General features: G+C 76.2%; 23 protein-coding genes, 1 tRNA gene and 1 riboswitch. Of the genes, 17 read left to right on the top strand and 7 right to left on the bottom strand.

The genetic code is table 11. The features are described 5' to 3' along the window. Positions 1-880, bottom strand: an 880-nt coding sequence (locus tag ACI79V_RS22985) for a UbiA family prenyltransferase (RefSeq protein WP_456893054.1), incomplete at its 3' end; no start/stop codon positions are given. A gap of 206 nt (positions 881-1086) precedes the next feature. Between ACI79V_RS22985 and ACI79V_RS22980 the strand changes: the two genes are divergently transcribed. The 5 genes from ACI79V_RS22980 to rlmB are packed head-to-tail and all read left to right on the top strand — an operon-like array spanning position 1087 to position 5149. Then, entirely contained in the window at positions 1087-1569 is a 483-nt protein-coding gene (locus tag ACI79V_RS22980) for a CarD family transcriptional regulator (RefSeq protein ID WP_073418385.1), read from the top strand. A gap of 52 nt (positions 1570-1621) precedes the next feature. Further along, positions 1622-2284, top strand: coding sequence for a 2-C-methyl-D-erythritol 4-phosphate cytidylyltransferase (gene ispD, locus ACI79V_RS22975; protein WP_456893052.1), 663 nt, complete (start codon positions 1622-1624; stop codon positions 2282-2284). After that, the gene (gene ispF, locus ACI79V_RS22970; RefSeq protein ID WP_456893050.1) at positions 2281-2793 is read left to right on the top strand and encodes a 2-C-methyl-D-erythritol 2,4-cyclodiphosphate synthase; all 513 of its coding nucleotides are present in this window, start codon (positions 2281-2283) and stop codon (positions 2791-2793) included. Before ispD ends, ispF begins: the two co-directional genes overlap by 4 nt. Beyond that, the gene (gene cysS, locus ACI79V_RS22965) at positions 2790-4193 is read left to right on the top strand and encodes a cysteine--tRNA ligase (protein WP_456893048.1); all 1404 of its coding nucleotides are present in this window, start codon (positions 2790-2792) and stop codon (positions 4191-4193) included. The genes ispF and cysS overlap by 4 nt, the downstream gene beginning before the upstream one ends. Next, positions 4175-5149, top strand: coding sequence for a 23S rRNA (guanosine(2251)-2'-O)-methyltransferase RlmB (gene rlmB / locus ACI79V_RS22960; protein ID WP_456893046.1), 975 nt, complete (start codon positions 4175-4177; stop codon positions 5147-5149). The genes cysS and rlmB overlap by 19 nt, the downstream gene beginning before the upstream one ends. A 102-nt stretch (positions 5150-5251) precedes the next feature. Here the strand turns inward: rlmB and ACI79V_RS22955 are convergent, their stop codons facing one another. The 3 genes from ACI79V_RS22955 to ACI79V_RS22945 form a co-directional block, all read right to left on the bottom strand. Beyond that, the gene (locus ACI79V_RS22955) at positions 5252-6541 is read right to left on the bottom strand and encodes a DUF445 domain-containing protein (protein WP_456893044.1); all 1290 of its coding nucleotides are present in this window, start codon (positions 6539-6541) and stop codon (positions 5252-5254) included. Positions 6542-6589: 48 nt separating this feature from the next. Beyond that, positions 6590-7861 carry a S1C family serine protease gene (locus ACI79V_RS22950; protein WP_456893042.1) on the bottom strand — a complete coding sequence of 424 codons (1272 nt, stop codon included), beginning with the start codon at positions 7859-7861 and terminating at the stop codon, positions 6590-6592. 114 nt (positions 7862-7975) lie between these two features. After that, a complete protein-coding gene (locus ACI79V_RS22945) occupies positions 7976-8752 on the bottom strand; it encodes an ABC transporter permease (protein ID WP_456893040.1) in 777 nt (258 codons plus the stop codon). A 150-nt stretch (positions 8753-8902) separates the two neighbouring features. On the opposite strand from ACI79V_RS22945, the gene ACI79V_RS22940 reads away from it, so the two are divergent. After that, positions 8903-9640, top strand: coding sequence for a hypothetical protein (locus ACI79V_RS22940; RefSeq protein ID WP_456893038.1), 738 nt, complete (start codon positions 8903-8905; stop codon positions 9638-9640). On the opposite strand, the gene ACI79V_RS22935 is transcribed toward ACI79V_RS22940, so the two are convergent. Then, positions 9598-9891 (bottom strand): DUF2695 domain-containing protein, encoded by a 294-nt coding sequence (locus tag ACI79V_RS22935; protein ID WP_456893036.1) that lies wholly within the window; start codon positions 9889-9891, stop codon positions 9598-9600. The genes ACI79V_RS22940 and ACI79V_RS22935 overlap by 43 nt on opposite strands. A 33-nt stretch (positions 9892-9924) precedes the next feature. On the opposite strand from ACI79V_RS22935, the gene ACI79V_RS22930 reads away from it, so the two are divergent. Together ACI79V_RS22930 and ACI79V_RS22925 are read left to right on the top strand one after the other, a co-directional pair. After that, positions 9925-10413 carry a hypothetical protein gene (locus ACI79V_RS22930; protein WP_456893034.1) on the top strand — a complete coding sequence of 163 codons (489 nt, stop codon included), beginning with the start codon at positions 9925-9927 and terminating at the stop codon, positions 10411-10413. Positions 10414-10540: 127 nt separating this feature from the next. Further along, positions 10541-10613: transfer RNA gene (locus ACI79V_RS22925), tRNA-Thr, on the top strand. On the opposite strand, the gene ACI79V_RS22920 is transcribed toward ACI79V_RS22925, so the two are convergent. Next, positions 10613-11041, bottom strand: a complete 429-nt coding sequence (locus ACI79V_RS22920) for a DUF5313 family protein (protein WP_456893032.1) — start codon at positions 11039-11041, stop codon at positions 10613-10615. The two genes, ACI79V_RS22925 and ACI79V_RS22920, sit on opposite strands and share 1 nt — an antisense overlap. A gap of 119 nt (positions 11042-11160) precedes the next feature. Here ACI79V_RS22920 and ACI79V_RS22915 point away from each other — a divergent pair, with 119 nt between their 5' ends. The 6 genes from ACI79V_RS22915 (at position 11161) to ACI79V_RS22890 (ending at position 18628) form a co-directional block, all read left to right on the top strand. After that, positions 11161-11592, top strand: coding sequence for a CBS domain-containing protein (locus tag ACI79V_RS22915; protein ID WP_456893030.1), 432 nt, complete (start codon positions 11161-11163; stop codon positions 11590-11592). 56 nt (positions 11593-11648) lie between these two features. Beyond that, on the top strand, positions 11649-12569 hold the full coding sequence (gene rarD / locus ACI79V_RS22910; RefSeq protein ID WP_456893029.1) for an EamA family transporter RarD: 921 nt from the start codon (positions 11649-11651) through the stop codon (positions 12567-12569). Between the two features lie 86 nt (positions 12570-12655). Next, positions 12656-12988 (top strand): DUF3263 domain-containing protein, encoded by a 333-nt coding sequence (locus tag ACI79V_RS22905; protein WP_456893027.1) that lies wholly within the window; start codon positions 12656-12658, stop codon positions 12986-12988. A gap of 65 nt (positions 12989-13053) precedes the next feature. Then, positions 13054-14730, top strand: coding sequence for a LytR C-terminal domain-containing protein (locus tag ACI79V_RS22900; protein ID WP_456893025.1), 1677 nt, complete (start codon positions 13054-13056; stop codon positions 14728-14730). An 89-nt stretch (positions 14731-14819) separates the two neighbouring features. Beyond that, positions 14820-17759 (top strand): alpha/beta fold hydrolase, encoded by a 2940-nt coding sequence (locus ACI79V_RS22895; RefSeq protein WP_456893023.1) that lies wholly within the window; start codon positions 14820-14822, stop codon positions 17757-17759. Continuing rightward, positions 17756-18628 (top strand): ABC transporter permease, encoded by an 873-nt coding sequence (locus tag ACI79V_RS22890; RefSeq protein ID WP_456893021.1) that lies wholly within the window; start codon positions 17756-17758, stop codon positions 18626-18628. Before ACI79V_RS22895 ends, ACI79V_RS22890 begins: the two co-directional genes overlap by 4 nt. Here the strand turns inward: ACI79V_RS22890 and ACI79V_RS22885 are convergent. Beyond that, positions 18618-19454: an HAD family hydrolase gene (locus ACI79V_RS22885; RefSeq protein ID WP_456893019.1), complete on the bottom strand. Its 837-nt coding sequence runs from the start codon at positions 19452-19454 to the stop codon at positions 18618-18620. The two genes, ACI79V_RS22890 and ACI79V_RS22885, sit on opposite strands and share 11 nt — an antisense overlap. Positions 19455-19975: 521 nt before the next feature. After that, a riboswitch (SAM riboswitch) is annotated at positions 19976-20097 on the top strand. A 12-nt stretch (positions 20098-20109) separates the two neighbouring features. Here ACI79V_RS22885 and thrC point away from each other — a divergent pair. The 3 genes from thrC to groL all read left to right on the top strand — a co-directional run bounded on the left by thrC (position 20110) and on the right by groL (position 23717). Beyond that, the gene (gene thrC / locus ACI79V_RS22880; protein WP_456893017.1) at positions 20110-21411 is read left to right on the top strand and encodes a threonine synthase; all 1302 of its coding nucleotides are present in this window, start codon (positions 20110-20112) and stop codon (positions 21409-21411) included. A 209-nt stretch (positions 21412-21620) separates the two neighbouring features. Continuing rightward, positions 21621-21821 carry a cold-shock protein gene (locus ACI79V_RS22875; protein WP_089405184.1) on the top strand — a complete coding sequence of 67 codons (201 nt, stop codon included), beginning with the start codon at positions 21621-21623 and terminating at the stop codon, positions 21819-21821. Between the two features lie 267 nt (positions 21822-22088). Next, positions 22089-23717: a chaperonin GroEL gene (groL, locus tag ACI79V_RS22870; RefSeq protein WP_456877625.1), complete on the top strand. Its 1629-nt coding sequence runs from the start codon at positions 22089-22091 to the stop codon at positions 23715-23717. Positions 23718-23940 lie beyond the last annotated feature (223 nt).

Raw genomic sequence — 23940 nt, 5'->3', positions numbered from 1 at the left:
CCACCCCCCCCCCCCCCCCCCCCCCCCCCCCCCCCCCCCCCCCCCCCCCCCCCCCCCCCCCCCCCCCCCCCCCCCCCCCCCCCCCCCCCCGCCCGGCCCCCCCCCCCCCCCCCCCCCCCCCCCCCCCGCCGAGCAGCAGGAGCACCACGTCGAGGACGGTCAGCAGCAGCACCGCCGGGAAGGCCAGCCGGCGGAGGCGGTGCGTCCCCGCCAGCGCGGCGACGGCGACCGCCGGCACCGCCAGCACCAGCCCGGCCCAGCCCCACCACGCCGGCGGCCCGGGCGGGCCCAGGACGAGCACCAGCGAGGCCCCGCCGAGGAGGAGGGCGCCGAGGACCGCCGACAGCCGCGCGCCGAGGCGGTGCGGCAGCCCCCGCACCCCGGTGGCGAGGTCCTCCTCGATGTCGGGTGCCACGTTGGCCAGGTGCGCCGCGGCCCCCAGGGCCGCCCCCGCCGCCGGCAGCCACCACGGCGCGGCGGGCGAACCGGGCGCGGCCGCCACCACACCGGCCGGCAGGGCACCGAAGCCGGTGACGTAGGGCAGTCCCGACATCACCGTGCGCTTGAGACCCGCGTTGTAGGCCCAACCGCTGGCCACCAGCAGCAGGAGCAGGAGACCGGGCACCCAGCCCAGCGCGAGCGACAGGACGACGGCCACCGCGGCCGCCGCGAGGGCCGCGACGCGCAGCACGCCGGGGTCGACCGCCCCCTGCACCACCGGCTTGTCCGCGCGCGCGACGACGCGGTCGCGGTCGGCGTCGAGCCAGTCGTTGCTCCACCCGATGGACGCCTGACCTGCGAGGACGGCCGCTCCCACGAGCGCGGCGCGGCCCGGGGACAGCCCGGCGGCGACCGCGAGCAGGGTCGCGACGACGGTCACCGCGGCCGCCGGCGGGGCGTGCGTCGCGCGCACCAGGGCGCCCACCGAGGCCGCCCGGGCGGGCCGCGCACGCACACCCACCACGCCCGTGTCAACCCCTCTCCTGGACTTCATCAGGCCGCTGACCTGCGCTTATCCGCCATCAGGCCGTTCCGGGGGTCAGTGTGCCGTGCTAACCTGGGTACAGCGAAAGGGGTCACACACACATGGGCTTCACTGTCGGCGAGACCGTCGTCTACCCGCACCACGGTGCCGCTCTGATCGAGGCGATCGAGACGCGGGTCATCAAGGGTGAAGAGAAGGCCTACCTCGTGCTGAAGGTCGCCCAGGGCGACCTGACCGTGCGCGTGCCGGCCGACAACGCAGAGATCGTCGGCGTCCGCGACGTCGTCGGTCAGGACGGGCTCAACCGCGTGTTCGAGGTCCTGCGGGCCCCGCACACCGAGGAGCCGACCAACTGGTCGCGCCGCTACAAGGCCAACCTCGAGAAGCTGGCCTCCGGCGACGTCAACAAGGTGGCCGAGGTCGTCCGCGACCTGTGGCGCCGCGACAAGGACCGTGGCCTCTCCGCCGGCGAGAAGCGGATGCTGTCCAAGGCCCGTCAGATCCTGGTGAGCGAGCTGGCGCTCGCCGAGGGCACCAACGAGGACAAGGCCGAGGTCCTCCTCGACGAGGTCCTGGCGAGCTGAGCCGGGCCGACTGACTCCCACCTCCGCGCACCCGCTCCACCCGACCACTCCCGTGTCCGCTGTCGGCATCGTCGCAGCGGCCGGGAGTGGTTCGCGTCTGGGGGCCGACCGACCCAAGGCGCTGGTGCCGCTGGCCGGACGCCCGCTCGTCGCCTGGGCGGTGGAGGTCCTGCTGGCCGGTGGCGTCGACGAGGTCCTCGTCGCCGTGCCGGCCGCCGACCGGGCGGCCTTCGCCGCCGTCCTGCCCGGCGCCGTGCAGCTCGTCGACGGCGGGGCCACCCGCACCGCCTCGGTGCGCGCCGGCCTGGCCGTCGCGGGCCCGCACGCCGACGCCGTCCTCGTGCACGACGCGGCCCGCCCGCTCACCCCGCCCGAGGTGGTCGCGCGGGTGCTGGCCGCCCTCGCCGCCGGCGCCCCGGCCGTCGTCCCGGTGCTGCCGGTCGTGGACACCACCGTGGTCGTCGACGAGGCCGGCGTGGTCACCTCCGCCGTCCCCCGCGCCCCGCTGCGGCGGGTGCAGACGCCGCAGGGCTTCGACCGGGCGACGCTGGTGGCCGCCTACGCCGCGCTGCCCGAGGGCGTCGAGCTCACCGACGACGCCGCCGTGGTCCGCGCCGCCGGCATCCCGGTCGGCACGGTCGACGGCGACGAGCGCGCCGCCAAGGTCACCGTGCCGCACGACCTGCACCTGGCCGAGCTCCAGGTGGCCCGGTGAGCGACGCGCTGCCCCGGGTCGGCCTCGGCGTCGACGTGCACCCGGTCGAGGCCGGCCGCGAGTGCTGGCTGGCCGGGCTGTCCTGGCCCGGTGCCGACGGCTGCGCCGGGCACTCCGACGGCGACGTCGTCGCCCACGCCCTCACCGACGCCGTGCTGTCGGCGGCCGGGCTCGGCGACATCGGCGGCCTGCTGGGCACCGACGACCCCCGGTGGGCCGGCGCCCGCGGCGTCGCCGTCCTCGAGCACGTCCGGGCCACGCTGGCCGCCGTCGGCTGGCGGGTCGGCAACGCCGTCGTGCAGCTGGTGGCGCCCACCCCGAAGCTCGGACCGCGCCGGGCGGAGGCCGAGGCGGCCCTGTCGGCGGCGCTGGGTGCCCCGGTGAGCGTCACGGCCACCACCACCGACGGGCTCGGGCTGGTCGGCCGGGGCGAGGGCCGGGCGGCGGTCGCCACGGCGCTGGTGGTCCGGGAGACCGGCGCGCCGGGCTCCGTAGACTCCGCGCGGTGAGCCTCCGCCTGTACGACACGGCCGCCCGCGCGGTCCGCGACTTCACGCCCCTGCGTGCCGGACAGGCCTCCATGTACGTCTGCGGCCTCACCGTGCAGGGCCGGCCGCACCTGGGGCACGTGCGCGCCGGCCTGGTCTTCGACCTGCTGCGCAACTGGCTCGAGCGGGGCCACGGCGTCGACGTCACGCTGGTCCGCAACATCACCGACATCGACGACAAGATCCTCACCCGGGCCGCCGAGCACGGCGTCCCCTGGTGGGCCTGGGCCTACGAGAACGAGCTGGCCAGCACCCGCGCGTACGAGGCGCTGCGCGTGCGACCGCCCACCTACGAGCCGCGGGCCACCGGGCACATCCCCGACATGGTCGAGTTCATCGCGCGGCTGATCGAGCGCGGCCACGCCTACGCCGTCGACGGCGACGTCTACTTCGACGTGCGCTCCTTCCCCGGCTACGGCGCGCTGACCCGGCAGAAGCCGGAGGAGATGGAGCCAGCGGCCGACAGCGCCACCGACGAGCGCAAGCGCGACCCGCGCGACTTCGCGCTCTGGAAGGCGCACAAGCCCAGCGAGCCCGACACCGCCGGCTGGGCGACACCGTGGGGCCGCGGCCGGCCCGGCTGGCACCTGGAGTGCTCGGCCATGGCCGAACGATTCCTCGGGCCGGACTTCGACGTCCACGGCGGCGGTCTGGACCTGCGCTTCCCGCACCACGAGAACGAGCAGGCGCAGTCGCACGCGGCCGGCCACGGCTTCGCCCGGTACTGGGTGCACAACGGCTGGGTCACCCTCGGCGGCGAGAAGATGAGCAAGTCGCTGGGCAACACCGCGCTGGTCGACGAGGTCGTCCGCCGGGTCCGGCCGATCGAGCTGCGCTACTACCTGGTCGCCCCGCACTACCGGTCGACGATCGAGTTCACCGACGCCGCGCTGGCCGAGGCCGGCGCCGCCTTCCGGCGGGTCGAGTCCTTCGTGCACCGGGCCGCCGAGCGGGTCGGGGCGGACGGCGGGACCTCCCTGCCCGAGGACTTCCGGGCGGCCATGGACGACGACCTGGGCACCCCGGCCGCGGTCGCCGTCCTGCACGAGACCGTCCGGCAGGGCAACACCGCCCTGGCCGAGGGTGACGACGCCGCCGCGGCCGCCGCGCTGGGTGCCGTCCGCGGCATGCTGCAGGTCCTCGGCCTGGACCCGCTCGACCCGCGCTGGGCCGAGGGCAGCAGCGACGGCCGGCTCGCCGGGGTCACCGACGGCCTGGTGCGGCTCGCGCTCGAGCAGCGGCAGGCCGCCCGCGCCCGCAAGGACTACGCCGCGGCCGACGCCCTCCGCGACCAGCTCACCGCCCTCGGCGTGCAGGTCGAGGACACCCCGCAGGGACCCCGATGGGAGCTGACCCGCTGATGGCCGGCAACAGCCAGCGCCGCGGCCGCACGAGCGGTGCGGGCAAGAAGACCGCCACGGCCGGGACGGGGGGCAAGAACCGCCGGGCCCTGGCCGGCCGGGGGGCCACCCCGCCGGCCGAGATGCGCAAGGGCCACCCCGCGCAGCGCAGGGCGCAGGCCGACGCCCGCCGGCGGGCCGAGCGCGACCGCGGCCGCCAGCGCGCCGAGGAGGCCCCCGAGCTGCTGCTCGGGCGCAACCCGGTGGTCGAGGCGCTGCGCGCGGAGATCCCGGCGACCGCGCTGTACGTCGTCACCGGCGACAGCACGCGCACCGACGAGCGGGTCGCCGAGGCCGTGCAGCTGGCCGCCGACCGCGGCCTGCCGCTGCTCGAGGTCGGCCGGGCCGAGTTCGACCGGATGTCGGGCGGTGCGCTGCACCAGGGCATCGGCCTGCAGGTCCCGCCCTACGACTACGCGCACCCCGACGACCTGCTCGAGCTCGCCCGCGACTCCGGCCGCCCCCCGCTGGTGGTGGCCATGGACGGCGTCACCGACCCGCGCAACCTGGGAGCCGTGGTGCGCTCGGCGGCCGCGTTCGCCGCGCACGGCGTGGTCGTGCCGCAGCGGCGCGCGGTCGGGATGACCGCCTCGGCCTGGCGCACGAGCGCCGGAGCGGCCGCCCGGCTGCCGGTGGCACGCGCGGTGAACCTGGCCCGGGCGCTCGCGGCCTACCAGGACGCCGGCCTGCAGACCGTGGGCCTGGCCGGTGACGGCGAGCTGGACCTGCACGACTACGACGGTTTCGCCGACCCGGTGGCGCTCGTGGTGGGCGCCGAGGGCACGGGCCTGTCCCGGCTGGTGCGCGAGCGCTGCGACGTCGTCCTGCGCATCCCCATCGCCCGCGACACCGAGTCGCTCAACGTCAGCGTCGCCGCCGGCATCGCCCTGTACGCCGCCGCCCGCGCGCGGGGGTAGCGCCTCCGCCGGGATCAGGTGACCTGATCGTCGGGCGTCCTCCCTCACGGTGGGACGTGCGGGAGGACGCCGCACGATCAGGGAGGCTGATCGTCGCGCGCCTCAGCCCAGCAGTTGGGCGACGGTGTAGATGACCAGCCCGGCCAGCCCGCCGACGACGGTGCCGTTGATCCGGATGAACTGCAGGTCCCGGCCGACCTGCAGCTCGATGCGCCGGCTGGTCTCCTCGGTGTCCCAGCGCGCCACGGTGGTGCCCACGACGTCGGCGACGTCGCCGGCGAACCGCTCGACCAGGTAGCCGGCCACCCGCACCGACTGCCGCTGCACCCGCTCGCGCACCCGCTCGTCGGTCCGCAGCAGCCGGGCGGCGTCGAGGACCAGCCCGGTCACCCGGGCCCGCAGCTCGGAGTCGGGGTCGGCGGCCGCGGCGAGGAACGCCGTCTTGGCGTTGGTCCACAGCGACGACGACCAGGTGCGCACCGCTGGGTGATCGAGCAGCTGCTTCTTGAACGCCTCGACGCTCGCCGCGGTGTCGGGGTCGGTGCGGAGTGCGTGCACGTAGGCGCGCAGCCGGGCGTCGTAGACCCGCCGCAGCTCGTGGTCCCGCTCGGCGCCGACCTCGTGCAGGAAGCCCTGCAGCGCGGCGAAGAGCCGGTCGAACACGCGGTCGTCGACCCAGTCGGGCACCCAGGCCGGCGAGGCGTCGCCGAGCTGGGCGCGGAACACGACCCGGTTCTCCTCCAGGAAGCGGCCGAGGTAGCGCAGCGCCGCGGAGAGCACCTCCTGGTGCCGGTCGCCGTCGACCACCAGCTCCAGGACACGGGCGAGCACCGGCGCGGCCGGCGTCTCGTGCAGCCTGCGGTCGACCAGCCCGGCGACGGCGTCCTTGATGTCGTCGTCGCGGAGCAGGTCGGTCACCCCGCTGAGCGCGACGGCGGCGTCGCCGGCCAGCCGCTGGGCACGGCCGGGGGCGGCGAGGAAGTCGCCGAGCCGGCCGGGGACGTCGACGGTGGCCAGCTTGTCCTCGACGACGGCGCGGGTCAGGAAGTTCTCCTGGACGAAGGTGCCCAGGCTCGCGCCGATCTGGTCCTTCTTGCGCGGGATGATCGCCGTGTGCGGGATCGGTATCCCCAGCGGGTGCCGGAACAGCGCGGTGACGGCGAACCAGTCGGCCAGCGCCCCGACCATCGAGGCCTCGGCGGTGGCCCGCACGTAGCCCACCCAGGGGCCGGCGTCCTCACCGACCAGCACGCAGGCGAGGAAGACCGCCGCGGCCAGCAGGAACAGCCCGGTGGCCAGCCGCTTCATCCGCCGCAGGCCCTCGGCGCGGGCGGGGTCGTCGAGCGAGGAGGTCAGCGGGATGCTGCCCGGCGGTCTGCGCGACGACGACACCCTCCCGAGCCTAGGTGGCGCAGGAGGGTGCCCGTCGGGGTCGCCGGGTCAGCCGGCACTGCTGCCGAGCGTGACCTCGACGGTCGTCGTCCGCCCGCCGCGGTCGACGGTGAGCGAGACGTCGTCGCCGGGGGCGTGGCTGCGGATGGCGGCGGTGAGCTCGGCCGACGTCGTCACGACGCGGTCGCCCACGGCGGTCACCACGTCACCGGCCTGCAGCCCGGCGTCCGCGGCGGCGCTGCCCGCCTCGACCTCCGCGAGCTGCGCGCCGGTGCCGACCTCGCTGTTGGTGTCGTCGGCGGCGGTCTGCGCCCGCACCCCGAGGACGGCGTGGGTGGCCGACCCGGTCTCGATGATCTCCTCGGCGATCCGCTGCGCGACGTTGCTCGGGATGGCGAAGCCGACGCCGATGCTGCCGCTCTGTGCGGACGAGCCGGGCAGGCCCGACGCGACCGAGGCGATGGCGGTGTTGATGCCGATCACGGCGCCCGAGTTGTCGACCAGCGCGCCGCCGGAGTTGCCCGGGTTGATCGCCGCGTCGGTCTGCAGCGCGTCGAGGACGGTGGCGTCGTCCTGGGTGGAGCCGGTGGTCACCGCGCGGTCGGTCGCACTGATGATCCCGTCGGTGACGGTGTCGGACAGGCCCAGCGGGGCGCCGATCGCCACCGCCAGGTCACCGACCTGCACCTCGTCGGAGTCGGCGAAGGTGGCCGGGGTCAGCCCGTCGGCGTCCTCGAGCCGCAGCACGGCCAGGTCGGAGGTCGGGTCGGTCCCGACGACGGTGGCGTCGTGGAGCGCGCCGTCGGCGGTGCGCACCTGGACGGCCGCGCCGGTGGTGCCCCCGTCGAGGCTCACCACGTGGTCGTTGGTCAGCACGTAGCCGTCCTCGGAGAGGACGACCCCCGAGCCGCTGCCCGAGCCCGAGCCGCTGGACACGTACACGGTCACCACGCTGGGCGCCGCCGCGGCGGCGGCCGCGGTCACCGCGGTGGCGTTCTCCGGGTCCTCGATCACCACCGGCTGGGCCGTGGCGGCGGTCCCTCCCGTGCCGGCGCCGTCGGTGGTCAGGGCGACCACGCCGGCGCCCGCCCCGCCGCCGACCAGCGCGCCGGCCAGCAGGCCCGCGACGCCGATCCGCAGCCGGCCGGCGCGGCGGGGCGCCGGCCCTGGGGAGGTCGGCGGGGGCAGCGGCGCGGTGTGGGCCGGCGGGTACCAGGTGCCGCCGGAGGGCGGCGGGGTCCATCCCGGGGCCGCACCGGCCGGCGGCTGCTGCGGCGGCTGCTGCGGCGGCTGGGGGGTCGGGTACGGGGTGCCGGTCATCGTCGTGGTCCTCCTCGCGTGGCGGCGCTCCACCGCCTCGGGACCGACTGTCGGCCGGGCGTCTGGCGGAGCGCTGCCGAGCGCCTGTGAGGTCTCTGGGCGCCGGCGGCGCGGTCAGCGGGGGAGACCGGTGAGCACCCGGCCGCGGGCGACGAGCTCGGTGACGATCCAGACCGCGGCCACCTGCACCGCCAGCAGGCCGACCAGCACGAGCAGCTGCGCGGCGCCGGCGGCCAGCGGGCTGCCGCCGCCGAGCAGGACGCCGACGTACGCGCCGGGCAGGGTGACCAGGCCCACGGTGCGGGTCTGGTCGAGCGCCGGGAGCAGGGCGGTCGCGGCCGACGGGCGGCCGACCTCGAGGACGGCGTCGCGGGGCAGCAGGCCGAGCGCCAGCGCCGCCTCGACCTCGCCCCGGCGGGTGGTCAGCTCCTCCCGCAGCCGCCGCCCGGCGAGCGACGTCGCGGTCATCGCCCCGCCGACGAGGATCCCGGCGACGGGGACGACCGCCGCGCCGCGCAGCGGGACCGTCCCGCTGGCCAGGACGAGCGCCACGACCGGCACCGCGCCGCCGGCCACCGGCAGCGCCGCCGTCGCCACCCGGCGCGCCGCCCCGGGGGCGCGCAGCGGCAGTCCGGTGGCCCGCCCGGCGGCGGTCCCGGCCGCGACGACGACCATCAGCAGGACGAACGCCGCCGACAGCCACAGCGAGCCCACGACCAGCAGCACCACCGCAGACACCGCGGCCAGCTGGACCGTGGCCCGCAGGGCGGCGACCACGACCGGCCGCTCCTGGCCGAGCCCGGACAGCCGGCCGACGGCCGCCGCCAGGGCGGTGAGCAGCACCAGGACGACGGCCAGGCGCGGCCCGAGCTCGACGACGGAGGTCCCCACGCGCGGCGATCCTGCCCTGCGCGGTCCGCCGACCCGCGACACGCCGTGCACGGTGTGCGATCGGGCCGTCGCGGGGTAGAGGGGGAGCCCGGCCGGTCCTCGCGGAGCGGACGGGGCCCCCTGCCCGGCCTGTCCTCCAGGAGGCTGCTCGTGTCCGACCGCGGAGTCCCCGCCCGCCTGCTCCTGGGGCTGGCCGCCCTCACCGCGACGGCGGTGGCCGTCGTCGGCGGGCTGGCCCTGCGACCTCCCGGGCTGCTGGCGATCGGGCTGGCCTCGGTCGTGACCGCCTGCCTGGCCGCCGGTGTGGCCCGCGAGTCGGGGGGCGGGTCCGGTGCCGACCTGGGCGTCCTCGACCGCCACTCGCCGCTCGAGGCCGCCTGGCGCGTCGGCGCGGCCACGATGGCGGTGCTGCTCTTCCTGTCCGGCACGGCGGCGCTGGGCGGCCCGGTGCTCACCGTGATCGCCGGCGCGGTCCTGGCCGTCGGCGGCCTCGGGCTGTGGCTCGCGCACACCGGGCGCCCGCCGCGGCGCAACGCCACCCTCGCGTCGCCTCCGGGGTCGACCGCCGGGACGCCGGCCGCCGTGCCGCGGCCGGCGGGCGGTGGCCGGCCGGGGGAGACCGTCGGCACGGTGACCTTCCTGCCGCCGGTGACGACGATGACCACCGCGGCGCTGGGCCGCGAGTGGCTGAGCACGACGACGGCGCTGGCCGGGCAGCTGCACCCGACGGCGCGGCAGTCGATCGTGCGGCGCCGCCAGGAGACGCTCGACGAGCTCGAGCGGCGCGATCCCGCCGGCTTCGCGCGCTGGCTGGCCGAGGGGTCCCCGCGCAGCGACCCGGCCGGCTACCTGAGCGAGGGACCCTCCGCCGGTACCGGCGCCGCCTGACCCGCCCCCGGGAAGACCACCGCGGGGTCGACGTTCATCACGACCTCGCAGTCGCAGAACCCGCCGAACTCCTCGAGGCCCTCGTGCAGCCGGTCGAGGGCGATGCCGTGGCGGGTGGCCCAGGCGTCGGTGGCGCGGCGGGTCTGGTCGCAGGCCCCGGCCTCCAGCAGCGACTCGACGTGCTCCCGCAGCGCGTCGAGCTGCGAGCGGTCCAGCGGCAGGAGGGCGGCGACGTCGTCGGTCGGTGCCACGCCGTCAGCATCGGCCGGTGGAAGTCCGCGCCGGTGACCGGGGCGGTGATCGCCGTGGTGACGATCCTGCTGGGGCTGCCGTTGCTGGCCTGGTGGGTCGGCAGCCGTCGGGTGTGGTCGCGGCTGCGTCCGGGGGCCGATCCCGATCCGTGGGGCGACGCCATGCGCCAGTTCGGCCTCACGCCGCAGGAGGCGGCGCAGGTCGAGTCCGCGGTGACGTGGGGGCGCCGGCTGGAGGACGAGCGGTTGCGCCGGGCCGCCGTGCAGTGGGCCCGGCAGCTCATCGAGCAGACCGAGGCACGCCGTCGGCTCCACTCCCGGTCGGGACGGGTCGCCGTGCTGCTCGGCCTGATCGGCGTCCTCGCGGCCGGCCTGTACTGGATGACCGTGCGCGAGGGGGAGTTCCCCTGGGACGCGGTGGTGTGGTGGGTGATCTGGCCCGCCGTGTTCGGATGGCTGGTGCGCGGTCCGCGCCGCGCCATCCGGGTCAACTCGGATCCGGGCTCGCCGGACGACCGGTAGGGGCCCACCCGGCGCGCGTCCGGTTCCCGCGGGTGCGCGGGACCGCCGAGCCGGATCGCCGGCGGACGCCGCGGAGTTGTCCCCTGCGTTGTCCCTAGACTCGTCCCGGGACTTGTTCCCATGTCCCGCCGGCGTGGCGCAACTGGTAGCGCACCCGACTTGTAATCGGGCGGTTGGGGGTTCGAGTCCCCCCGTCGGCTCAGTCGAAGCTGCCGGCTCCGCCGACCCGGTAGGGGAAGCGCTCCTCGACCCGGGCGTCGCGGCGCCGCTCGGCGCGCTCCTCGCGCAGTCGGGCGGCGGTGCCGGCGGGGTAGCCGGCCTTCGCCACGCGGTGCTCGGTGGTCTCCACCATGAACGCCAGCGAGTACACCAGCCCGACCATGAGGCCGCCGGCGGCCGCGGTCACCCGGTAGGCCAGTGCCATCGGGACGGCGACCAGGCAGATCACGACGAGCGGCGAGAGCTGGACCAGCGAGCGGGCCACGTGCCGGCGGACCCACCCGGGCCGGGTGGTGTCCGACAGCACCCAGGGCGAGAGCCGGCGGGGCAGCCCCCCGCCGAAGGCGTAGCGGAGCCACTGGAGGACCGAGGGGGACGCCGGGCGGGCGTCGTGCCGCGTGGTGCGCACGCGTCCACGGTAGGCCCGTCCGGCCACCGGGCGGACGGTTCCGTCCCGCGCCGTGCACCGTTGCCCCCCGGCGCCGTCCGGGAGGACACTGCCGCCGCCCCCAGGTGAGGAGGACGTCCGTGCAGATCTCCCAGCTGCTCCGCCACAAGGGTCCCGACGTGGTCACCGTCGACCCGGCCGCCAGCGTCCGGGACGCGCTCAGCCTGCTCGTCCGCCACCGGATCGGCGCGCTCGTCGTCTCCTCCGGCGGGGGCGCGGTCGACGGCATCGTCTCCGAGCGCGACGTCGTCCGCGGGCTGCACGAGTCGGGGCCGGCGGTGCTCGACGGCCCGGTGTCGGCGCTGATGACCGCCGACGTCCACACCTGCCCGCCCAGCGCCTCGGTGCACGACCTGGCCCGCACGATGACCGACCACCGGGTCCGCCACGTCCCGGTGACCAAGGACGGCCTGCTGCTGGGCATCGTCTCGATCGGCGACGTCGTCAAGGCCCGCCTCGACGAGCTCGAGCAGGAGCGGGCCCACCTCGTCGAGTACATCCAGACCGGCTAGCCACGGGTCCCGGGTCGCGCCCCGGCCCGGAGGGTCCCCCGGCGTACCGTGCCGCCGTGGACGAGCGGCGGCTGGGGACGGCGGCGGGCCTGTCCGCCTACCTGCTGTGGGGCTGCTTCCCGCTGTACTTCCCGCTGCTCGAGCCCGCCGGCGGCGTCGAGATCGTCGCGCACCGGGTGGTCTGGTCGCTGCTGTTCGTCGCCCTGCTGCTGACGGTGCTGCGCCGCTGGTCGCTGGTCCGGGCCGCGGTCACCGACCGGCGCACCATGCTCGTCCTGGCCGGCGCCTCGGTGCTCATCGCCGCGAACTGGCTGGTCTTCGTCTACGGCGTCAACTCCGGTCACGTGGTCGAGACCTCGCTCGGCTACTTCGTCAACCCGCTGGTCAGCGTGCTGCTCGGCGTCGTCGTGTTCGCCGAGCGGCTGCGCCCGCTGCAGTGGACGGCGGTGGCGCTGGCGGCCGTCGCCGTCGCCGTCCTGACCTGGGACTACGGCCGGCCGCCGTGGATCGCGCTGGCGCTGGCGGCCACCTTCGGCGGCTACGGCCTGCTCAAGAAGCTGGTCCGGGTGGAGGCCGCGCCGGGGCTGTTCGTCGAGACGGCGGTGACCTTCCTCCCCGCGGTCGTGTTCCTGGGGGTGCTGCACGCCACCGGCCGGGGGACGGCGGGGGAGGCCGGCACCGGCCACCTGCTCCTGCTCCTCGCCTCGGGCATCGCCACGGCGGTGCCGCTGCTGCTGTTCGCCGCGGCCGCCCGGCGGATCCCGCTGTCCACGGTCGGGCTGCTGCAGTACGTGACGCCGCTGATGCAGCTGGCGCTCGGGGTCTTCGTCTTCGACGAGCCCATGCCGCCCGCCCGGCTGGTCGGCTTCGCCATCGTGTGGGCCGCCCTGGCCGTGTTCACCGTCGACAGCCTGCGCTCGGCCCGGGCGGCGGCCGGTCGCCGCGCCGCGGCCGAGCAGGTCGCCGCCCCGGCCTGAGACCGGCGGCGCGACACGCGGAAAAGGTCGGCGACGGGGCATACCGTCATCGGTGACGGCTTCCCCCCGATCGAACGGACCCGACCATGACCCCCGACCCCGACCCCGCGGTCTCCCCGCCGGGGGGCTCGGTGTCCGGTGAGGATCCCGCGCAGCCTGCGGGCCTGACCCGGCGCGAGCACGAGATGCTGGCCTTCGAGCGCAAGTGGTGGCGCCACCCCGGCGCCAAGGAGACGGCCATCCGCGAGCAGTTCGGCCTCCCGCCGACCCGGTACTACCAGGTGCTGAACGCCCTGGTCGACCGGCCTGCGGCACTCGAGGCCGACCCGCTGCTGGTCCGCCGGCTGCGCCGCCTGCGCAGCGCGCGACGCCAGCGGCGTTCCCCGTCGCTCCTGGGCAAGGGCTCGTCCGCCATCTAGATTTGGTCACCGTGGGCAGGCACGCGGCGTCAGGTGGTGACCAACCGGACCGGCCGTCCGCCCCGGTGGCCGGTGGACGCCGGCGCACCGACCCCGCCCCCGGGCATCCCGTCCCGGACGGTGCCGACGCGTCCGACGGCACCGACTGGAGCGACGCCCCGACCCTCACCGGGCCGCTGCGCAGCCGCGCCGAGCGCCGCCGCGACGCCCTGCTCGGCGACGAGACCGAGCGGCGCCGCCGGCTGACCGGCCGGCCGGGTCGCCCCGACGTCCCCGCGCGGGCCGCCGAGCCGGAACTGCCGACGTCGTGGGCCCGCCCGCCGGTCGACGGCGTCACCCGCCAGGCGCCCGCCCCGCAGCAGAGCCCGCCTCCGACGCCGTCCGCGCCGGCGGAGCGCCCCACCCGCCGGCCGGCCGCCGCCCCGCCCCCCGCGGCGGCGCAGCCCGCACCCGCGCCGTCGGCCGCCCCGCCGCTGGTCCCGCCGACCGCCGCGCGGCTGCCCGCGCCGCCGCCCGTGGCCCCTCCCGCGGCTCCGCCGGCGGCGAGCCCGCCGGTCGCCTCGGCCCCGGTCCGGCCGGCGGCGCCGCTCACCACGGTCGCGCCGTTCCAGGCCGTCCCGACCCCGAACGCCGACGCCGCCGAGCCGGCCGTCGCGCCGCTGGACCCGTGGGACCAGCCCGCCCGCCCCGCCGCCCGGAGCCGGACGCCGCAGGCACCCCCGGCGGCACCGCCGGCCGCGGCCCGGCCCAGCCCGGCCGGCCCGTCCGCGACCCCGGACGCCGCCGGTGCCACGCCCTACCGCGACTGGACCCGCCCCACGGGCGCCGCGGCCGCCCCTGCCACCGAGGCCATCCCCGACCGCGAGGTCGGCCGGGGCCGGGCCGCGGCGCCGTCGACCGAGGCCATCCCCGACCGCGAGGTCGGCCGGGGCCGCGCCGCGGCGCCGTCGACCGAGGCCATCCCCGACCGGGACGTCGCCCGGGATGGCCGCCGCGAGCGGGTCCGCGACCGCGCGCCCGAGCCGGAGACCGGGCCGCCCACCGGGCCCCCGAGCGACTCCACCGGCGTGGTCGGCAACCGCGCCGCGATGCGGGCCGAGCGCCAGGCGCGGGAGGCCGAGCGGCAGGCGATGGAGTCCGAGCGCCGCAAGGCCGCGCGCCGGGCCGGCGTCTCCCGGGCCGCCCTGCGCGCCGCCACCCAGGACGACGCCCCGCCGCGCCGCGGCCGGGCCGTGCCGGCGCTGCTCGCCGTCGTGGTGGTCGCGCTGGTCGTGCTCGGCGTGTACAGCTTCACCTCCTCGGCGACGCAGGAGGCCGGCTCGACCAGCACGGCTCCGCAGACCACCGCCGCACCCCCGGCGACCGTCGCCCCGCCCACCGGCGTCCTGCCGCCGCTGTCGGTGGAGCCGCTGCCCCCGGTCGCCGGGGCGCCCAGCACGCCGGTCCGTGTTCCGGTGACCGTGCTCAACGCCACGGACGTGGGCGGCCTGGCCGGGGACGCCGCCGAGGCCTTCAGCGGCCAGGGCTGGCAGCCGAACGGCGTCGGCGAGTACGACGGCCCCGGCGTCGCCGTCACCACCGTCTTCGTCACCGCGGGCGACGAGCAGCAGCGGCAGTCGGCGCTGCAGCTCATGGAGGCCTTCCCCGGCGTGGTCGGCGGGCCCGCCGAGCGCTTCTTCGACGTCCCCGGCGTGGCCGACCCCGGCCTCGTCGTCGTCCTCACCGGTGAGTGGCGGCCCTGACGCCCGACCGCGACACACCGCACCGCCACCGCCGGAACACCGGCGCGACACCGTCCGTTGGCCGCATCGTGCGTCCCGTCCGCGGGCCCGTGACACCCCGCCCGCGCCCCGGCGCCCGTGCGGCGCTCGGCGCCCTGCTCACCCTGTTGCTCACCGGTGCCCTGCTCGGCGCGCTGCCCGCCGCGGCGGCCGCGGCCGAGGAGGTGCGCACCGAGGAGGCCCGCGTCCCCTCCGGCTCCGGTGCCGACGCCGTCGAGCTCGACACCACGCTCTACCTGCCCGGCTCGGCCACCGCCGACGAGCCGGCGCCCGCGGTCGTGCTCGCGCACGGCTTCGGCGGCAGCAAGCAGTCGGTGGCCGACGACGCCCGCGACCTCGCCGGCCGCGGGTTCGTCGTCCTGACCTACTCGGCGCGCGGCTTCGGCGCCAGCACCGGCCAGATCGGCCTCGACGACCCCCGCTACGAGGTCGCCGACCTCTCCACGCTGCTCGACCTGCTCGCCGGGCGCGACGACGTCCTGCTCGACGGGGAGGGCGACCCGCGCGTCGGCGTCGCCGGTGCCTCCTACGGCGGCGCGCTGTCCCTGCTCGGCGCCGCCTACGACGACCGCGTCGACGCCATCGCGCCGCAGATCACCTGGCACTCGCTGACCGCCGCGCTGTTCCCCTCCCAGACCGGCGCGGTCGACGCCGCCACCCCCGCGGCCACCCCGCAGGACCCCGACACCGGCGTCTACAAGCGCCTGTGGTCCGGGCTGTTCTTCGGCGTGGGGTCGGCCCCCGGCGGCGGGCTGCTCGACGCCCTCGGCGGCGGAGGGGCGGCCGAGGGCGAGGACGGCGGGGACACCGAGGCCGCCACCGGCGACGGCGCGGCCGCCGCCCCGGCCGCGGTCCCCTCGCTCGAGGACCTGCCCGTCGACCTGTCCACGGTCGACCCCGCCGCGGTGGAGCAGGCGCTGACCTGCGGCCGGTTCCGCGCCGACATCTGCGCCGCCTACCAGGCCGCCGCGGCCACCGGGACGCTCACGCCCGAGGTCTCCGCGGTGCTCGACCGCAGCAGCCCGGCCGCCGTGCTCGACCGGATCACCGCACCCACCCTGCTGGTGCAGGGCACCGAGGACTCGCTGTTCGGCCTCGGTCAGGCCGACGCCAACGCCCGCGGGATCGCCGCCAACGGCACCCCGGTGAAGGTCGTCTGGTACGCCGGCGGCCACGACTCCCAGCCCTCCGAGCGGGAGACCGCCGAGCTGCGCGAGCTCGTCGCCGGCTGGTTCGGCTGGCACCTGCGCGACGAGGACGACCCGGCCCGCGGCGAGGACCCCGGCGCCGGCTTCGAGTTCCCCGTGCCCAGCGGCCTGGGCAGCACGCTCGGCAGCGTCCAGGGCGGCACGCAGAGCGTCGTCACCGACGCCTACCCCGGCCTGGAGGGGACCGGGCCCACCGCGCGCACCGAGCTCGCCCTCGACGGCCCGCTCCAGCCGGTGGTCACCCCGGCCGGCGGCACCCCCGCGGCCATCACCACCGTCCCGGGCCTGGGGTCGCTCGCCTCCGCGCTCGGCGGCACCGCCGTGGAGATCCCCGGCCAGTTCGCCGCCTTCGCCACCGAGCCGCTCGACGAGGCCGTGGAAGTGGTCGGCGCCCCGACCGTCGAGCTGGCCGTCGCCTCGCCCACCGGCACCGCGACGCTGTTCGCCAAGCTCTACGACGTCGGTCCCGACGGCGCCCAGACGCTGCCCGGCGGGCTGGTCGCCCCGCTGTCGCTGACCGGCCTGTCCGCGGACCCCGCCGCACCCACCGAGGTCGCCGTCACGCTGCCCGGGATCGTGCACCGCTTCGAGGCCGGCCACACGATGCGGGTCGTGGTCAGCTCCACCGACCAGGGCTTCGCGCTGCCGGCCGAGGCGGGCGTCTACTCGGTGTCCCTGGCCGGCGCCGGCAACGGCGGCACCGTGCTCGCCGTCCCGACCGTGGCTGGTGAGGCGCAGGCCGACGGCGGCACCTCCCGCTGGTGGTGGCTGCTCGGCGCCGTCGTCGTCCTCGGCCTGCTCGGCTGGGCGGTCGCGGTGCTGTGGGGCCGGCGGCGCCGGCGGGTCACCTCCGAGGTCGAGCCCGACGGCGAGGACGTGCCGCTGCGCTTCGAGGGCGTGACCAAGGCCTACAAGGACGGCTTCGTCGCCGTCCGCGACCTGTCCTTCGAGGTCCGCCGCGGCCAGGTGCTCGGCCTGCTCGGCCCCAACGGCGCGGGCAAGACGACGTCGCTGCGCATGCTCATGGGCCTGATCCGCCCGACGCAGGGGCGGATCAGCGTCTTCGGCCACGCCGCCGGGCCGGGCGCGCCGGTGCTGTCCCGGCTGGGCTCCTTCGTCGAGGGCACCGGGCTGATGCCGCACCTGTCCGGCCGCGACAACCTCACCCTGTACTGGGCGGCCACCGGCCGGCCGGCCGAGGACGCGCACATGGAGGAGGCGATCGAGGTCGCCGGCCTCGGCGCCGCCATCGACCGCCCGGTCCGCCGCTACAGCCAGGGCATGCGGCAGCGCGTCGCGATCGCCCAGGCGATGCTGGGCCTGCCCGACCTGCTGGTCCTCGACGAGCCGACCAACGGGCTGGACCCGCCGCAGATCCACGCCATGCGCGAGGTGCTGCGCTCCTACGCCGCCACCGGCCGCACGGTGATCGTCTCCAGCCACCTGCTCAGCGAGATCGAGCAGACGTGCACCCACGTGGTCGTCATGGCCAAGGGGCAGAAGATCGCGCAGGGCACGGTCGAGGAGATCGTGGGCACCGGCGGCGCGGTGCTCGTGGGCCTGACCGACCCGGCCGACGCCGACCGCGCGGCCGCCGTCCTGTCCGGGCTGCCCGGCGTGACCGTGGAGCGCACCGACGAGGGCCTGGTCGCCGAGCTGGGGCCGCGGACCTCCCGCGCCGCCGCGCTGCAGGCGCTGGTGGACTCGGGCGTCGCCGTCGACCAGTTCACGCCGCGCCGCCGCCTGGAGGACGCGTTCCTGGCACTCGTGGGGGAGTCGTGACCGCGACCGAGCACGTCCAGTCCACCGGCGCGGTCGCCGGCTACCGGCCCGAGCGCACGCTGCGGCTGTCGGTCGAGCTGCGCCGGCAGTTCAAGCGGCGGCGCACCCTGGGCGTGTTCACGCTCATGGTCGCCCTGCCGCTGGTGCTCATCGCCGCGCTGCAGCTGGGCGCCAGCGAGGACGCGCAGGAGAACAGCCGGATCAACCTCGTCGACGTCGCCACCTCCAGCGGGCTCAACTTCACGCTGTTCGTGCTGTTCGCGACCACCGGCTTCTTCCTCGTCGTGGTCTACGCGCTGTTCTTCGGCGACACCGTGGCCAGCGAGGCGCAGTGGGGGTCGCTGCGCTACACGCTGGCCACCCCGGTGCCGCGGATGCGGCTGCTCCGGCAGAAGTGGCTGGCCGCGCTGGTGCTGTCGGTGGCCGCGCTGCTCACCCTCGCCCTGGTCGCGGTGGTGGCCGGCGGGATCGCCTTCGGCTTCGACGACATCCGCACGCCGATCGGCGTGAGCCTCCCGCAGGGCGAGGGGCTGCTGCGGCTGGCCGGGATGCTCGGCTACCTGTCCGTGCACCTGCTCGTGGTCGGCGCGCTGGCGTTCTGGCTGTCCACGATCACCGACGCGCCCCTGGCCGCGGTCGGCGGCGCGGTGTTCACCACGATCGTCTTCTCGATCCTCGACCAGGTCGAGCAGCTCGGCGCGATCCGTGACTGGTTCCCCACCGCGGAGTCCTTCGCCTGGACCGACCTGCTGCAGACGCCGGTCGACTCCTCGGACCTGTTCCGCGGGGTGGTCCAGTCGCTGGTCTACGTCGCCGTCTTCACCGCGCTGGCGTTCCGCCACTTCTCCCGCCGCGACGTCACGAGCTGATCGAGCTCCGGACCGCCTGGGCCCAGCCGACGCCCATCGCGCCGTCGGTCACCGACACGTTGGGGACGGCGTCCATCAGCCCGGCCATGCCCTCGACCTCGGCGCCGTTCGCGGTGATCCACAGCCGGCCGACGGCGGGCGCCATGTCCAGGTCGCTGGCGCTGTCCCCGATGGCGACGGCGTCGGCGGGGTCCAGGCCGCGCCGCTCGAGGTCCCAGGCGATGGCCGCGCCCTTGGAGATGCCGCGCGGCATGAGGTGGTAGACCCGCGCCAGCTGCCCCTCCGGCGCCAGGCTCAGCCGCGCCGACGCCGGGATGGCGCCGTTGTCGTTGAGGGTCAGCCAGCCCAGCCCGCGCTCGGCCAGCCAGGCGTCGACGGCGAGGAGGTCGACGTAGCCGCGCAGCAGCGCGTCGCCCTCGTGCGTGACGTGCCAGGGCGCGTGCCACTCCAGCCGGCCGGGGTGGGCGGCGCACAGCGCCTCGACGACGCCGAGCTCGGCCATCACGTCCATCGGCGTGCGACCGGCGTACTCGGGGGGCAGCTCGCCGGTGAGGTGGTGGCGCTCGCGCCCGCCCCGCCAGGTCACCAGCGACCCCAGCTCGGCGATCGCGCCGTCGGCGGCGAATATCCGCCCGGCCTCGGTGACCTGGTCGGCGGTCCGCCCGCTGACGATCACCAGCGCGACCCCGGCGGTGTGCAGCTCCAGCAGCGCGGCCGCGGGCTCCGCGGTGGGCGACCCGCCGGCGTCGTGCCAGAACGACCCCCGAGGGCCGACCATGGTGCCGTCGAGGTCGGTGTAGACGATGCGCGCTGCGGCCGGGGACATGGCGCACATCCTCACCTGCGGCCCCGCTCGGTCCGGACGCGCCCGGCAGGTGTCCACCGCGAACGTCTCCAGCCGGCGGCGGACCTCCTGGTCCGGCGTGACCACCACCCGCCGGGGCGCGGCCTCCCGAGGGCGACCACCAGCTCCACCAGCCCGGTGCGGTGGCTCTCCCCGAGCGCGTGGACGTCGCACCGCGAGGGCCGCCTCCGCAGCACCACCTCGACGGCGGGACCGTCGTGCAGCGTGGGCAGCGCTCCCGCGGCGCTGACCGCGTAGACGGTGTTCGAGGCAGCGGGAGGAGGAGAAGGCCGGGCGTCCTCGCCGGCGCAGCCCGTCACGGCGAGGAGGAGCGCGAGGGCCGGCCCCGGCCAGGGGCGGCGTGCCCGACCGGTGTGCACGGCCTCCTCGCAGGTCGGGCGGGAGCCCGCATCCCGCGCCCGCGCCCGCGGCCGTGTCGAGGCCCGAGCCCGCCGTGCCGACCCCGGGTCGCCGACGCCGGGTGGGTAGAGTCGCCGGCGTTCCACTCATCCAGAGGGGCAGAGGGACACGGCCCGGCGAAGCCCCGGCAACCCGCCGCGCGAGCGGCGAGAGGTGCCAATTCCGTCCCGCGCGGCTCGACGGCCCGCCGCGGGGAAGATGAGGAGGTAGTCGTCGCATGACCCTGACCGCTCCCGGATCCGCCCAGGCCGACGTGCACGCCCGTGGCCCGGTCCCGCCCAGTCCCGCCCGCGGCCTCGTCTGTCGCAACTGCGGCGCCACCTTCGGCCTGATCGCCGAGCACGCCTGTGCCGAGTGCTTCGGCCCGCTCGAGGTCGACTACGACCCCGAGGCCCTCCGGTCGGTGACCCGCGAGCAGATCGAGGCCGGCCCGCAGAACATCTGGCGCTACGCCGCGCTGCTGCCGGTGGGCCAGGACCCGGCCGACCGCGTCTCCCTCGACCCGGGCCTGACCCCGCTGGTGCGCGCCGACCGGCTCGCCGCCGAGCTCGGCGTCACCGGCGGGCTGTGGGTCAAGGACGACTCGGGCAACCCCACGCACTCGTTCAAGGACCGCGTGGTGTCGCTGGCCGCCACGGCCGCCCAGGGCCTCGGCTACCGGAAGATCGCCGCCGCCTCGACCGGCAACCTGGCCAACTCCGTGGCCGCGCACGCCGCCCGCGCGGGCATCCCGTCGTTCGTCTTCATCCCGGCCGACCTCGAGCCGGGCAAGGTCGTGCAGTCGGCGGTCTACGGGCAGACGCTGGTCGCCGTCGACGGCTCCTACGACGACGTCAACCGGCTGACCAGCGAGCTCGCCGAGACCGACGAGTTCGAGGACACCGCCTTCGTCAACCAGAACGTGCGGCCCTACTACGCCGAGGGCTCCAAGACGATGGGCTACGAGATCGCCGAGCAGCTGGGCTGGCGGATCCCGGCCCAGGTCGTGATCCCGATGGCCTCGGGCTCGCTGCTGACCAAGGTGGACAAGGCCTTCCGCGAGCTGGCCGCCGCCGGGATCGTCGAGGCCACCGAGTGGCGGGTGTTCGGCGCCCAGTCGGCCGGTTGCGACCCGATCGCCACCGCCTTCGACAACGGCTGGGACGTCGTCAAGCCGGTCAAGCCCACCGGCATCGCCAAGTCACTGAACATCGGCAACCCCGCCGACGGGCCCTACGCGCTCGACGCGATCCGGCGCACCGGCGGCGCGGTCGGCCGGGTCGGCGACGAGCAGATCGTCCAGGGCATCCGCGACCTCGCCCGCACCACCGGCGTCTTCGCCGAGACCGCCGGCGGCGTGACCGTGGCCGTGCTGCGGCAGCTGGTCGAGGACGGCCGGCTGGACCCGGCGCGGGAGACCGTCGTCCTCAACACCGGCGAGGGCCTCAAGACCCTCGACCCGCTCACGCCGGTGGTCGGCCCGACGCACCGGGTGGAGCCGTCGCTGCGGTCGGTCCGGTCGGCGGGCCTCATCGGCTGAGGCGTACGCTCGGGGCCGTCGATCCGGCGGGTGACATCCCCGCCCGGTCGTCCCCGAGTCGTGTGTGCGGCATCTCCCCACGACGGCGTCCCTGTTGTACCGTCTCGCGCGGTCGTCAGTTCCACGCACGTGTCCGACGGGCGGAAGAGCTGTACCCCGGTCCCCGGACCACGGGGAACCGTCCGCACGCACGCACCGTGGGAGCACACGTGGCACAGGGCACCGTGAAGTGGTTCAACGCCGAGAAGGGCTTCGGCTTCATCGCCGTCGACGGCGGCCAGGACGTCTTCGTCCACTACTCGGCCATCCAGATGGACGGCTACAAGAGCCTCGACGAGGGCCAGCGGGTCACCTTCGAGGTCGTCCAGGGCGAGAAGGGCCCGCAGGCCGACGGCGTCCGCGTCGCCTGACTCCTGGCACCGCGCCACGGCCCGGTCCCCCGCGCGGGGACCGGGCCGTCGCTGTTCCGGGAACAGCCGGCGCCCACCCCCCGTTCTTGCACTCGGCAGGGGCGAGTGCCAGACTTCGGGTTGGCACTCGACAGTGCCGAGTGCCAATCAGGTCGGAACGGTGAGGCACCGGAGCGCGGGCCGTAGGAGTGTCCGCGGCGCCGGTGTCGTCCGTCGCGGGCGCCGGTCCCGGCCGTGCAGCGATCCATGCATGGAGGACATCACCACATGGCCAAGATGATCGCCTTCGAGGAAGAGGCGCGCCGCGGCCTCGAGCGGGGCATGAACACCCTCGCCGACGCCGTCAAGGTGACGCTCGGCCCCAAGGGCCGCAACGTCGTCCTCGAGAAGAAGTGGGGCGCTCCCACCATCACCAACGACGGTGTGAGCATCGCCAAGGAGATCGAGCTCGAGGACCCCTGGGAGAAGATCGGCGCCGAGCTGGTCAAGGAGGTCGCGAAGAAGACCGACGACGTCGCGGGTGACGGCACCACCACCGCCACCGTGCTGGCCCAGGCGCTCGTCCGCGAGGGTCTGCGCAACGTCGCCGCCGGCGCCAACCCGATGGCCCTGAAGAAGGGCATCGAGAAGGCCGTCGCCTCGGTCACCGAGCATCTGCTCTCCAGCGCCAAGGACGTCGAGACCAAGGAGCAGATCGCCGCCACCGCGTCGATCTCCGCCGCCGACACCGCCATCGGTGAGCTCATCGCCGAGGCGATGGACAAGGTCGGCAAGGAAGGCGTCATCACCGTCGAGGAGAGCAACACCTTCGGCCTCGAGCTCGAGCTCACCGAGGGCATGCGCTTCGACAAGGGCTACATCTCGCCCTACTTCGTCACCGACGCCGAGCGCATGGAGGCCGTCCTCGACGACCCGTACGTGCTCGTCGTCAACAGCAAGATCAGCTCGGTCAAGGACCTGCTCCCGCTGCTGGAGAAGGTCATGCAGTCGGGCAAGCCGCTGGCCATCATCGCCGAGGACGTCGAGGGCGAGGCCCTCGCGACCCTGGTCGTGAACAAGATCCGCGGCACGTTCAAGTCGGTCGCCGTCAAGGCCCCCGGCTTCGGCGACCGCCGCAAGGCCATGCTCGCCGACATCGCCATCCTCACCGGTGGCCAGGTCATCAGCGAGGAGGTCGGCCTCAAGCTCGACACCGCCGACGTCGCCCTGCTCGGCCGCGCCCGCAAGGTCGTCGTCACCAAGGACGAGACGACGATCGTCGAGGGCGCCGGTGACACCGACCAGATCGCCGGCCGGGTGAACCAGATCCGCGCCGAGATCGACAAGTCGGACTCCGACTACGACCGCGAGAAGCTGCAGGAGCGCCTGGCCAAGCTGGCCGGTGGCGTCGCCGTCATCAAGGCCGGCGCCGCGACCGAGGTCGAGCTCAAGGAGCGCAAGCACCGCATCGAGGACGCGGTGCGCAACGCCAAGGCCGCCGTCGAGGAGGGCATCGTCGCCGGTGGTGGCGTCGCCCTGGCGCAGGCCGCCGCCGTCGCGTTCGAGAAGCTCGACGTCGAGGGTGACGAGGCCACCGGCGCCAACATCGTGCGCGTCGCGCTCGAGGCGCCGCTGAAGCAGATCGCCGTCAACGCCGGCCTCGAGGGCGGCGTCGTGGCGGAGAAGGTCCGCAACTCCGAGGTGGGCCACGGCCTCAACGCCGCCACCGGCGAGTACGTGGACCTGGTCTCGGCCGGCATCATCGACCCGGCCAAGGTCACCCGCTCGGCGCTGCAGAACGCCGCCTCCATCGCGGCGCTCTTCCTCACCACCGAGGCCGTCATCGCCGACAAGCCGGAGAAGGCCGCTGCGGCCGCTCCGGGTGGCGACGGCGGCATGGGCGGCATGGACTTCTGAGTCCGGTCATCCCGTAGCACCAGCAACGCCCGGCAGGGGCGGTCCCGCACTCGCGGGGCCGCCCCTGTCGGCGTTTGGGGGGTCGCTCGCGCCTCGTCGAGTTCACGTGTTCTCGGCGGGGAGCGGCCCGGTTCGCTGGGGGGGGTGGCGCTCTCGAGGGCGTGCGGGCCCGGACCTCCCCCGCCGCCTGTCACCCCCAAAACAATCAAACACAGTCGCCGAG

Source organism: Geodermatophilus sp. SYSU D00700 (assembly GCF_054050255.1).
Note: the sequence above shows the minus strand (reverse complement) of the source record. Positions and strands in the feature narration are given on the sequence as shown.

Coding starts and splice junctions, on each gene's coding strand:
- ACI79V_RS22980 (WP_073418385.1), top strand. CDS start 1,087: ATGGGCTTCACTGTCGGCGAGACCGTCGTCTACCCGCACCACGGTGCC.
- rlmB (WP_456893046.1), top strand. CDS start 4,175: ATGGGAGCTGACCCGCTGATGGCCGGCAACAGCCAGCGCCGCGGCCGC.
- ACI79V_RS22950 (WP_456893042.1), bottom strand. CDS start 7,861: ATGACCGGCACCCCGTACCCGACCCCCCAGCCGCCGCAGCAGCCGCCG.
- ACI79V_RS22905 (WP_456893027.1), top strand. CDS start 12,656: ATGACCCCCGACCCCGACCCCGCGGTCTCCCCGCCGGGGGGCTCGGTG.
- ACI79V_RS22885 (WP_456893019.1), bottom strand. CDS start 19,454: ATGTCCCCGGCCGCAGCGCGCATCGTCTACACCGACCTCGACGGCACC.
- thrC (WP_456893017.1), top strand. CDS start 20,110: ATGACCCTGACCGCTCCCGGATCCGCCCAGGCCGACGTGCACGCCCGT.
- groL (WP_456877625.1), top strand. CDS start 22,089: ATGGCCAAGATGATCGCCTTCGAGGAAGAGGCGCGCCGCGGCCTCGAG.